A 12,017-nucleotide genomic window follows, 5' to 3' on the forward strand; every position below is an offset into this window, starting at 1 on the left:
CTTACTTTTGCCCCATGTCATTTAGAAATCAACAACATTTTATCGATACGCTGGAGCAGGCTGGTGAACTGGTGCGTATCAAAGCGTTTGTAGATCCCAAATTAGAAATTGCAGAGATCACAGATAGGATTAGTAAAACTACGGGCGGCGGAAAAGCCATCCTGTTTGAGAATACCGGTTACGATTTTCCGGTGCTGATGAACGCATATGGCAGCGAAAAACGCATGTGCCTGGCGCTGGGCGTTCAGCATCTCGACGATGTGGCCCGCGAAATAGAAAACCTGTTCAAGCTGCTTGCATCGCCCAAGGAAAGCATAATGGATAAATTAAGGGTGCTGCCCAAACTGTCGCAGTTTGCCTCCTGGATGCCAAAAGTAAAAAGCGGCCGCGGCGCCTGCCAGGAAGTAGTGATGGCGCAACCCGATATTTCAAAGCTGCCGGTGATCACCTGCTGGCCAAAAGACGGCGGCCCGTTTGTAACGCTGCCCGTTATTCATACAAAAGATCCCAATACCAATACGCGCAACGTAGGCATGTACCGCATGCAGGTGTTCGGCCCAACCCTTACCGGTATGCACTGGCATAAGCATAAAGTAAGTGCGCGCCATTTCAATGAATATAAAAAGTTAAACAAACGCATGCCGGTGGCGGTAGCGCTTGGGGGCGACCCGGTGTATGCCTATTCGGCTACAGCGCCATTGCCCGATAATGTTGATGAATACATGCTCGCCGGTTTTCTGCGCAAGAAAAAAGTGGAGCTGGTAAAATGCATTACACAACCCGACATAGAAGTGCCGGCCGATGCCGACTTCGTGATCGAAGGATATGTTGACCCCGGTGACGAAATGATCTGGGAAGGGCCCTTTGGCGATCATACCGGTTATTATTCATTGCCCGACTGGTACCCGCGTTTTCATATTACCGCCATTACCCATAAAAAAGACCCGGTATATCCTGCAACGATCGTAGGTATTCCACCGCAGGAAGACGCCTGGCTGGGCAAGGCTACCGAACGTATTTTCCTTGCGCCAATAAAAATGACCATGGTGCCCGAGATCATCGATATGGATATGCCGGTGGAAGGCGTTTTTCATAACCTGGTTATCACCAAGATCAAAAAAGAATATGCCGGCCAGGGACAAAAAGTGATGAACGCCATGTGGGGCGCCGGTCAAATGATGTTCAACAAGATCCTCGTGCTGGCCGATGAAGGCGTTACTATTCAGAATTACACCAAACTGGCTGAATATGTTTTTGCCAATATGAACCCGGCCACTGATATTTATTTATCTACCGGTCCCATGGATGTGCTTGATCACAGTTGCAGCAAACTTGGTTTCGGCGGTAAAATGTGCATCGACGGCACAAAGAAGTTCGATGAGGAAACAGAAGATCGTTTTGCATTCCCGATCTTAAGCAACCGCTTCGATAAACAGGCGTTGATGCAGCAGTTCCCCGAGATCAGGGGCATTAATAATGCTTTGCCTGCCATTCATATTCCCTGTTTAATTATTTCTGTTGAAAAGAACCGCAAAGGGCATGTGCGCGAACTGCATCAGCAATTATGCGCCACCGGTATGATAGAAGGAATAAAAATGGTATTATATGTAGAACATACCGTTAATGCCAATGACCTTCCGGTTGCATTATGGCGTTTCTGCAATAACCTCGATCCCCGCAGGGACAGCATACTGGTGCAGCAGCCCGCCCGCCAGATACCGGGTAAAACCTGGGCCTGTATGGGTTTTGACGGCACCATAAAAACCGCAGCGCTCGACGATTTTCAGCGCGACTGGCCGAACATCATTGTGGCAGATGATAAAACCATAGCATCCGTTGATGCCAAATGGGATCAACTGGGTATTGGTGAATTCATTCCCTCGCCGTCATTGAAGTTCAAGGACCAGATGTATGGGGAGGAAGCGGTAGTTGTTTCTGGTTTATAGTTTATGGTTTATAGTTGATACCGAATTTCGGAGTGCCCGCTGACTGGCGGGCATTCTGCATGTAGGAATAACAATAAACTAAAAACAATAAACTATAAACTGCTATCTAAATTGTATCGCCTTTATGGGTTGTACTTTCTTCACTATGATAGTTGGTATCAGTAATACCGCAAAACAAATAACGAACGTGCCGATGTTCACCAGGGCGATCTGCCACCAGATTACATCCACCGCAGCTTCTGAAATATAATAGGCGTCTTCGGGTAGTTTAATAAAACCGGTTTCTTTTTGCAGCCAGGCTATCAACAGGGCGCATGCATTACCGAGGAGTAATCCGAAGAAAGTGATAATGGCGCCATGGAAAAGAAAAACGCCGCGTATGGTAAAATTGCGGGCGCCGAGGGCTTTCAACATGCCGATCATGCGGGTGCGTTCCAGTACCAAAATCAGCAAACAGGTTATTAAATTCAGGATGGCAATGCCTGTCATGATGGCCAGCACAATAAAGATGGTTTTATTTTGAAGGGCCAGCCAGTCGAATATGCTCGGGTAAATGTATTTGATGGTATTGCTTTGTAAACCGATGGGTATATCAGGCACAATGGCATCGCTTACCGCATCCATCTTAGTGAAATCCTTCAGAAAGATCTCGTAACCGCCGATCTGGTCGGGCGCCCAGTCGTTCAGCCGCTGGATCAGTTTCAGATCGCCAATAGCGATCAGTTTGTCATATTCTTCAATCCCTGTTTTAAAAATGCCGGCAATGGTAAGCTTGCGGGGGCGGGGCGGGGCGCCCGGTTGAATGAAATAGATCAGCAGCTGATCGTTCGTTTTTAGTTTTAACAGGTTGGCTGTATAGGCCGACAACATGAGCTCGTTACTGTAACCGCTATCGGTGAATTTGAGCCACCGGCCATCTACCCTGAATTTTTCCAGGTTGGCGAAATCGTAATCCTTTTCAACCCCTTTGAATAATACGCCTTCGATGGTTTCGGCGGTTTTAAGAATGGCGTTCTTGGTGGCAAAAGCCTGTACCGTTTTAATGGCAGGATATAACTGCTTTAACCCCGTAACCGAGTCGCTTCGATTAATAGGCGTCTCTTCTGCAATGGCCACCCGGGCTGAATAATAGCTTTGAATGCGGATATGTCCCCAGAAACTAAAAACCTTTTGACTGATCGTTTTTTGAAAGCCGCTCGCAAAGGTCAATGTAAGTATCATTACCGTTACGCTGATAACGGTTGCTCCAATTGATAACCGGATAACAAAACGGGAAAACGATTTTTGCTGATTAAACGCAATTCTGCGTGCTATAAAAGCGGCAATATTCAACCGGCATGATTTTTAGTTCACCAAATAACGCTATTAAATCTCAAACGGCAAATTTCAGGTTCCAAATAATAAAACCCAAATACCGAAACAAATGCCGGATCACAAATTTCAAAAAGGCGGACCTTACCTGTGTATTTGCGATTTGGTGCTTTTCTTTGGTTCGTGTAATTTGAGATTTGGAATTTTTACAAAGCACAACATGAAAAATATTGTCATATTATTAACTACGCTGATGGCGTTTTCCCGGGCGGCAACAGCGCAATTGACCGAAGCCGTATTCTATCCGAATATCAAGACCCCCCAGTTATTCCCCTCAGGCAACCAGCTGGGTTATCCGGTGCTGAACCTGAATGGGAGCGACAGGCTGGAATTACATTTCGACGACCTGGATGCGAATGTCAAAAATTACTCCTATACTTACCAGTTGTGCAATGCCGACTGGACGCCGGTATTGCTGAGCAGCTTCGATTTTATAAAAGGGTTCTCTTATCAGCGTATCAATACCTATCGAATTTCTTCCATTGCTTTTACCCGCTATACCCATTACTCTGCCGTGGTGCCTGAAAATAACTGCGCACCATCGCGCTCGGGTAATTATATTCTCAAAGTTTTTTTGAATGGCGACACCTCAAGAGTGGCATTTACCAAACGCTTCCTGGTGGTGGATAACCAAACCACCATTAGCGCCCAGATACAACAACCATTCAATGGAGAGATCTTCCGTACCTGGCAAAAGATCCCTTTCCAGGTTATATTAAGCGATCGCCTGCAGGTGATGAACCATCTGCAGCAGATAAAAGTGGTGATCCTGCAGAATAACCGCTGGAATACTGCACTTGTAAATGTGCGGCCCACTTTCTTCTCGGGTAAAAAACTTGATTTCAATACCGAAGACCAGATCGTGATGCCGGGTGGAAAGGAGTGGCGCTGGCTCGATCTGCGCAGTTTTCGCCTGCAAAGCGACCGGGTAGCAAAGGCCAATTACAATGCCCGTTCAACCGAGATCTTCGTAAAACCCGATGTTGACAGAAGCCAGCAGCGTTTTGTTTATTACCGCGATATAAATGGCATGTATACGATTGAAACAACTGAAAGCATCAACCCTTACTGGCAAACCGATTACGCAACGGTGCACTTTACGTTTATACCGCCGGAGAATGTACCTTTTGCCAATAAAGACCTCTTTATAACCGGGCTGTTGACCAATTACAACCTCAACGACAGCGCAAAACTGGTTTTCAATAATGAAACACGCATGTATGAGAAAACGCTTTTCCTGAAACAGGGTTATTATAATTACAATTATGTGACCATCGATCAGAACGATCCTAAAAGAGTGCCCTCTTATGAAAGCACCGAAGGCAATTTCTGGGACACGGAAAACGATTACATGATCCTTGTATATTATAGGGCACTGGCCGGACGCGCCGATGAGTTGGTAGGTCTCACGCATGTAAGCTCACTCACCGGAAGAAAAGGAGTGGGGGCGCCATAGCAATATTGAATAATGAATGTTGAATATCGAATGTTGAGGGAAAATGCGGTAAATGTTTAAAGATGAATGCGGTAAAATGTTTTTTTTACTTCGAAATTGAAAATTCTTCTGTTCGATATTCAACATTTTCCTACATTTGCATCCGGCAGGTCTTACACGACCAGCTCCCGCTGAACCCCCCCAGGGCCGGAAGGCAGCAAGGGTAGGTGGTTGTAGCGGTGCGATGTAAATCGCCTGCCTTTTTTCTTTTTTTTGGAGTGTACGAAAGATTACAATTGAATGGCTCCGAATATACTGCATGACTCTTGATGACGGTTCCGTCGAAATACCAGCTCGCTCAATCATTACTTCATCAATTACGCCTAATAACAATGCAAATTCGTAAATTTGCCATATTCATTTTACAATAGTTCAATAACTAATATCCAATCTGCAATTTTAAATCAAAAATAATCATGAAGTTTTTTATTGATACAGCGAATCTTGCCCAAATCAAAGAGGCCCACGACCTTGGTATCTTAGACGGTGTTACCACCAACCCCTCACTCATGGCCAAAGAAGGCATTAAAGGTGAAGATGCAGTGATGCAACACTACCTCACTATTTGTGAACTGGTTGATGGCGATGTAAGCGCTGAAGTATTAGGAACCACAGTTGATGAGATCATTGAAGAAGGCAAAAAGCTGGCAGCTATTCACCCAAATATCGTGGTAAAAGTTCCGATGATCAAAGACGGGGTGAAAGCGTTGAAATGGTTTTCCGACAACGGTATCAAAACTAACTGCACACTGGTTTTCTCTGCCGGTCAGGCAATTCTGGCCGCCAAAGCAGGCGCTAATTATGTTTCTCCTTTCATTGGCCGTATCGACGACAGCAACTGGGATGGCCTGGAACTGATCAAACAAATTGCCCAGATCTATGCTATTCAGGGGTATAAAACAGAAATTCTTTCTGCTTCTATCCGCAGCCCGTTGCATATCGTAAAATGTGCTGAAGCCGGTTCTGATGTGATCACTTCACCGCTGGAACCAATTCTGGGTCTGTTGAAACACCCGTTGACTGACCTCGGCCTGGCCAAATTTCTCGAAGACGCCAAAAAAATGCGTGCTGAATTAGCTACCGCCAAATAATCAATTGACAATAGACAACTGGCAATAAGCAATTTTAAAAGCAAAAGGTATTGGAGCTTCCAATACCTTTTGCTTTATCGGGTATCCCATATCTGTATTTCATTATCACATATCAAATTATCGTATTATCACATTAACCTCTTCTGTTACGCCGCCCCGAAGGGGTGTTCATGATCTCCTCAACCGTTTTCAGCCGTTCCACCACTTCCACTTTCTTTATGTAGATGTCTATTTCTTTCCAGATGGCCGTATTGTTTTTCAGCACCGCTTTAACCGTCACTTTTTCGCCCCTGAATGCCGTATCGATTACCAGGCTGTTGCCTACGAACTTCCCGTTCGAGGCAGTAAATTCGAGCTCCTTATTGGTTAAAGGAAGCCAGCGCCCGTTCGAAAGTTTGCCATCTACATTTATATAATTATGCGTGCCTTTTTTAAGGCTGTCGGTATACAGGTGAAAGAAAATACTGTCAACCTGCTGGGCACGCCCTGCAGTGCCTGCTGCCACAATCAGCAGCAGCAACAGAAATTGTTTAAGGGGTACGTTGGTTTGTCGCTTGCACATCGTATAAAAGGTATATTGTCTTATTGTTAGACTATAACGTACCTACCTGGGTTGTGTTGTTGAGTATAAATTCATGTTAAAGAAATTAAGCCTAAAGCTGAAAGCCGAAGGCAAATACAGCTAAAAGCCTAAAGCTGAAAGTTGAAAGCAAATACAGCCGCCACCTGCTGCGGTTTCAGTTGGCAAGCAATTAGTCGGGAACTCAATAACTGAACAACCCGCAAACCCGGAACTAAGAAACTTATACCGGCGCCAGCGTCAGCACTTCCTCATAATGCCTTACCACCGGGTCGTACCGAACCATCATTTCCTGGGCAATGGCCGGCACCACGGCAATGTCGGCCGATTCACCCGCAAATTCCCTGATGGCATCCATGTTCTCCCAATAGGTAACTACCAGGAACTCAATTCCATCGGTTACCACCCGCCTCAGGATGGATGCATTTACAAAACCTTTAATGGCCGACAATCTTTTAAGCGTATCGTTTTTCAGGTGTGCGAGGTAATCATCAGCACACTCAGGTTTGATAACTCCTGTCCAGTTTCTGGTAATCATAGCAAAATGGGATTGATTATTAAATGCTTAATGCTTAAGGCTGAAGGCTTAAGGCATTGTCCTCTCTGCGAATGTCCTGTAAAAATCGTACCTCTCTTTCGGCTGCATTTCAGCGGCGCATGAGGAATTTGGGACCACCTGCAACTACGGGGTTTTGCGTTTGGCGTTGTGCGTTCCGCGTTCAGCGTTCGTTAAGTTAATGTATAATAGCGAGGTAACAATGGAGAAAATCCTGACTTCCTGCTGCATTTTAGTGATGCTTCGGAAAACAGGACTGCTGAACTTTCGGCATCTGGCGTTCCGCGTTAAGCGTTTTGCGTTCAGCTTTTAATTCACATTTATCTTTAATATCTCCAATTCATACAGGTACGGTCAAATCAGGCGTTATTCACCTGGTTACGCACAAGATATTAACATTTATAAACACCATTTCACAGGCTTTATTCCACAAAAGTGCACAACTTTTGAGGCTATATAGCGTAAGCGGCACTATTTTGTATCGCTATTTGTTATTTTTGTCGTTTCCTAAAATAAATCCAACAAGTGCGCTTAAAAAGCTTAGAAATCAAAGGGTTCAAGAGTTTCGCCGATAAAACCGTACTCCACTTCGACGAGGGGATTACGGGCGTTATTGGCCCCAACGGGTGTGGTAAGAGTAATATTATTGATAGTATCCGCTGGGTGATCGGGGAGCAGAAGATCAGTCACCTCCGCAGTGAAAACCTGGAAAGCCTGGTTTTCAACGGGTCAAAAACCCGTTCGGCGAGTGGACTGGCCGAAGTAAGCCTTACTTTCGAAAACACCCGCAACCTGTTGCCCACCGAGTTCAGTACCATTACGGTAACCCGTAAATTCTATAAAAGCGGGGAAAGCGAATACCGCCTCAACGACGTTCAATGCCGTTTGCGCGATATCCAGAACCTGTTTATGGATACCGGGGTAAGCACCGACAGCTACGCCATCATCGAGCTGGGGATGGTTGATGAGATCATCAAGGACAAGGAGAACAGCCGCCGCCGCATGTTGGAGCAGGCAGCCGGCATCACCATCTATAAAACCCGTAAAAAGGAAGCGAAACAAAAGCTCGATGCTACAGAGCAGGACCTTGCCCGTATCGAGGACCTTTTGTTTGAGATAAACAACCAGTTGAAAACACTGGAAAACCAGGCTAAAAAAGCGGAGAAGTATTACGAAATAAAGAAAGAGTACCGCGAGCTCAGCATAGAGTTGGCCAAAGCGGCCCTCGAAGGTTTCAACATCACTTACCGTGAGCTTACCACGCAATCGGAGATCGAGACCGATAAAAAGATCCGGCTCGACGCGGAGGTTGCCAACGAAGAAGCCGTGATAGAGCAGGAAAAAGTAGGGTTCATTGAAAAAGAACGCGCCCTGCAAAGCATGCAGCACGAGTTCAACGATCTGTTGCAGACCCTGCGTACGAAGGAAAATGAAAAGAACCTCGCTTCCCAGCGCCTGAACTTCCTGAAAGAAAAGGAAACCAGCCTGCAGGAGTTTCTGAACAAAAGCGAAGGAACGCTGAAATCGATTGAAGAAAGTATTGAATATACCCGTGTTCAGGTAGAACAGGAGCAGGGCAAACTCGAAGGGTTGGAACAAATGGTGGAAGAGCACAAAGAAGCGGTGGATACCAAACGTTCGGCTTTTGATGAAATGAGAGGAAAGGTAGATACCCTGCGAGCCGAGAACCTGAGCCTGCAACGCAACCAGTTCGATGCGGAAAAGAAAGTAGCCGTTGCCGATACTTCTATCCAGAATGTGCAGAAAGCCATTAACCAGATAGAAGAAGAGCGCGAAGCCCGCTACAGCCAGATGAAACAGCTGGAAGAAGAAAAGATGCTGAAGGAGCAGGAGCTGGAAAAAAGACAGGTAGACCTGGTTCAATTACAGGAACACCAGGAAAGAACGAAAGAACAGATCCTGATCTCCCAACGCGAACTGGAGGCTTTACGCCAGCAGTTGGCTGAAGAGGGCAGGAAACTGGATGCCAAAAAGAACGAGCACGACCTGCTGAAAAGTTTGATCGACTCTATGGAAGGCTATCCCGAAAGCGTGAAGTTCCTGCACAACAACCCGGGCTGGAACCATACCGCGCCTATTCTGTCGGATATCATTTATGTAAAGGAAGACTTCCGCGCCGCCGTTGAGAACGTGCTGGAGCCTTACCTGAACTATTATGTGGTGAACAACCTGCAGGAAGGCTTACAGGCCGTACACCTGCTCGATAATAACAAGAAGGGGAAAGCGAACTTCTTCCTGTTAGATAAACTGAACGAACGCAATTCAGATGCCGGGAGCGGTCATGCACCCGCTAACACCATTGCCGCAATGGATGTAATAGAGGTGGATGCGCAATACCGTCAGCTTGCCGAATACCTGTTGGGCAATGTATTTATCGCAGAAAGCGACGATGCGCTGGCCACCAGCAATGGTTCGGTAGTTCTGGAGAAAACCGGTAAGTATGTAAAAGGTAAATTCTCGCTTTCAGGCGGCAGCGTTGGTTTGTTTGAAGGTAAAAAGATCGGCCGCGCCAAAAACCTCGAAAAACTGCATGAAGAGATCATTGTGCTGGAAGAAGTGGTTCAGGGCCTGAAAGATGGCATTCAGCAAAAGCATAACGAGGTGATCGGTTACAACGAGCAGTTGAAAGATACCGCCATAAAACAGGCACAGGCCGATATCAATACGCTCACCAACCAGATGTTCTCACTCGAGAACAAAATGGAAAACCTGCATGGTTTACAAAGTTCTTCGCAGAACAGGCTGGAAGAACTGCAAATGAACCTCGAGGAAACGACTTCATCTATTTCCGGCACCCGTCAGCAATGGGAAGAGCTGGTAAAACAGTTGAATGAGCTGAGAGAACAGTTGGGTATCGTAGAGAACGATTACAAATCGGCCGAAAGCGAATACAACAACGCGCAGAATGTTTTCAATGAGTACAACCTGCAGTTAACAAGGCAAACCAGCAAGATCAATTCAATGAAGCAGGAGCTCGATTATAAGAGCAAACAGCTGGTTGACCTGCGCAACCAGGTAGAGTCGAATGCTTCGCAGTTGAAGCAAACGCTGGAGAATATCACCGAAAGTGAAGAGCAGCTGAGCAATGCCGAGAACGGACTGGTTGAGATGATGCGCCGCAAGGAAGAAGAAGAGAAAAAACTGAACGAAGCCGACCAGGCCTATTATAACCTGCGCAATGCACTGAGCGAAAAGGAAAGCGAACTGCGTCATAAATCGAAAGAAAGAGAGCAGACAGACCATTTGCTGAACGAGATCAAGGACAAGCTGAACGAGCTGAAACTGCAGCTGGCGGGAATGAAAGAGCGTTTGAATGTTGAGTTCAAGATCAACCTCGACGATATCCTCGATCAGCCACGCACCGGCGATACACCCGTTGAGGAGTTGCAGGAGAAAGGCGATCGTATGAAGAAACGCCTCGAGAACCTGGGTGAAGTGAACCCAACGGCCATTGAAGCGTTCACGGAAATGAAAAAACGTTATGAGTTCATTCTTGAACAAAAGAATGACCTCGTTACCGCTAAAGATAGTTTACTACAAACAATACAGGAAGTAGAGGCCACGGCCAACCAGCAGTTCCTCGATACCTTCAACAAGGTGCGTGAGAACTTCCAGAAGGTGTTCAAGGCATTGTTTACCGAAGATGATTCGGCCGATATGATCCTTGAAAACCCTGAGAACCTGGCCGAGACCAGCATCGACATCGTGGCCAAGCCTAAAGGAAAAAGGCCGTCATCGATCACCCAGTTGAGCGGGGGAGAAAAAACATTGACAGCAACAGCGTTATTGTTTGCGATCTACCTTATTAAGCCGGCGCCATTCTGTATCCTCGATGAGGTGGATGCACCGCTCGATGACGCCAACGTGGGCAAGTTCACGCAAATGATCCGCAAGTTCAGCCAGGAGAGCCAGTTCATCATCGTAACACACAACAAGCAAACGATGAGCGCTGTGGATGTGATCTACGGGGTTACCATGCAGGAGCCCGGGGTGAGCAAGCTTGTTCCGGTCGACTTCAGGGGACTGAATTAAAAGCTAAAAAGCGCTTTATATAGTTAAGTGTGCCACACCTTCAAGGTGTGGCACACTTATTCATGGTGTGGCACACTTATTTTCAAGTTCAGTTTGCACGCTTTTATGCTAAAAGTGCACACTTTTAGCCCAAATCTGCACAGATATGAATTCGTACAATAAAATATGATTACCTGTTTTATTTTTGCCGCACCTTTCAGTAACTCTCCACAAATAGCCATGAATCGTAAATTACTGAAGGTCCCATTTGCGATATTTTTTTTGCAATGGTTGAAAAATAAAAATCCCTCCGGCACACCGGAGGGATTTTTATGTATGTAAGTCTCTTGTTTTAATGTCCATGTCCACCTTTACCGCCCTGCTGGCCGGTCATTGTAGCCAGGTCGCGATCGAACAGGTACATGCCGCCTTTATCTTCACCAATGAGGTTCAGCTTGTCGATGATCTCACGGGCAAGGCTTTCCTCCTCGATCTGCTCGGTAACATACCATTGCAGGAAGTTGTGCGTGGTGTAATCCTTTTCCTGGATACACAGTTCAACCAGCGCGTTGATCTCGTTTGATACTTTTACCTCATGTGAGTGAACGATATCGAATATCTCGCGAATATCTTTGAAGTCTTTTTGAGGAGCGGCAAAAGGAGGAACTATAGCACGGCCGCCGCGGTCGTTGATATAACGGAACAATTTCAACATATGCATTCTTTCTTCATCGGAATGATGATACAGGAACTGCGCCACGCCTTTATATCCTTTTACTTCTGCCCAGGAGCCCATGGAAAGGTAATACATCGAAGAATACCCTTCCAGGTCTATTTGCCGGTTTAATGCCTCTTCAATTTTGCTCGAGATCATACGTGAAAAATTTTATCCAAATTACTGAAATAATATAGTCAAAACATTACTGAAATCATCTTTATTTTTGAA

The 12,017-nt window shown here is 46.0% G+C and carries 8 protein-coding genes and 1 other RNA gene; 5 read left to right on the forward strand and 4 right to left on the reverse strand.

Annotated elements, in window-relative coordinates:
- The first annotated feature begins 14 nt into the window (after nucleotides 1-14).
- Nucleotides 15-1,946, forward strand: a complete 1,932-nt coding sequence (locus A4R26_RS01420; RefSeq protein ID WP_081158964.1) for a menaquinone biosynthesis decarboxylase — start codon at nucleotides 15-17, stop codon at nucleotides 1,944-1,946.
- A gap of 102 nt (nucleotides 1,947-2,048) precedes the next feature.
- Here A4R26_RS01420 and A4R26_RS01425 read toward each other — a convergent pair whose 3' ends face one another.
- The gene (locus A4R26_RS01425; RefSeq protein WP_081158967.1) at nucleotides 2,049-3,278 is read right to left on the reverse strand and encodes an ABC transporter permease; all 1,230 of its coding nucleotides are present in this window, start codon (nucleotides 3,276-3,278) and stop codon (nucleotides 2,049-2,051) included.
- A gap of 199 nt (nucleotides 3,279-3,477) precedes the next feature.
- Between A4R26_RS01425 and A4R26_RS01430 the strand changes: the two genes are divergently transcribed.
- The 3 genes from A4R26_RS01430 to fsa all read left to right on the forward strand — a co-directional run bounded on the left by A4R26_RS01430 (nucleotide 3,478) and on the right by fsa (nucleotide 5,903).
- Nucleotides 3,478-4,773 carry a type IX secretion system plug protein gene (locus tag A4R26_RS01430; RefSeq protein WP_081159429.1) on the forward strand — a complete coding sequence of 432 codons (1,296 nt, stop codon included), beginning with the start codon at nucleotides 3,478-3,480 and terminating at the stop codon, nucleotides 4,771-4,773.
- Nucleotides 4,774-4,916: 143 nt separating this feature from the next.
- Nucleotides 4,917-5,016, forward strand: an RNA gene (gene ffs / locus A4R26_RS01435) — signal recognition particle sRNA small type.
- A gap of 212 nt (nucleotides 5,017-5,228) precedes the next feature.
- Nucleotides 5,229-5,903, forward strand: coding sequence for a fructose-6-phosphate aldolase (gene fsa, locus A4R26_RS01440; protein ID WP_081158970.1), 675 nt, complete (start codon nucleotides 5,229-5,231; stop codon nucleotides 5,901-5,903).
- A gap of 133 nt (nucleotides 5,904-6,036) precedes the next feature.
- Here fsa and A4R26_RS01445 read toward each other — a convergent pair whose 3' ends face one another.
- Nucleotides 6,037-6,465 carry a hypothetical protein gene (locus A4R26_RS01445; RefSeq protein ID WP_207625656.1) on the reverse strand — a complete coding sequence of 143 codons (429 nt, stop codon included), beginning with the start codon at nucleotides 6,463-6,465 and terminating at the stop codon, nucleotides 6,037-6,039.
- Nucleotides 6,466-6,706: 241 nt separating this feature from the next.
- Complete coding sequence (locus A4R26_RS01450; RefSeq protein WP_081158972.1) at nucleotides 6,707-7,021, reverse strand: antibiotic biosynthesis monooxygenase family protein; 315 nt, start codon at nucleotides 7,019-7,021, stop codon at nucleotides 6,707-6,709.
- Nucleotides 7,022-7,564: 543 nt separating this feature from the next.
- On the opposite strand from A4R26_RS01450, the gene smc reads away from it, so the two are divergent.
- Entirely contained in the window at nucleotides 7,565-11,092 is a 3,528-nt protein-coding gene (gene smc, locus A4R26_RS01455; RefSeq protein ID WP_081158975.1) for a chromosome segregation protein SMC, read from the forward strand.
- A gap of 331 nt (nucleotides 11,093-11,423) precedes the next feature.
- On the opposite strand, the gene A4R26_RS01460 is transcribed toward smc, so the two are convergent.
- The gene (locus tag A4R26_RS01460; protein ID WP_081158978.1) at nucleotides 11,424-11,945 is read right to left on the reverse strand and encodes a ferritin; all 522 of its coding nucleotides are present in this window, start codon (nucleotides 11,943-11,945) and stop codon (nucleotides 11,424-11,426) included.
- Nucleotides 11,946-12,017 lie beyond the last annotated feature (72 nt).

Source organism: Niastella populi, assembly GCF_002078015.1.
Taxonomy (GTDB): Bacteria; Bacteroidota; Bacteroidia; order Chitinophagales; family Chitinophagaceae; genus Niastella; species Niastella populi.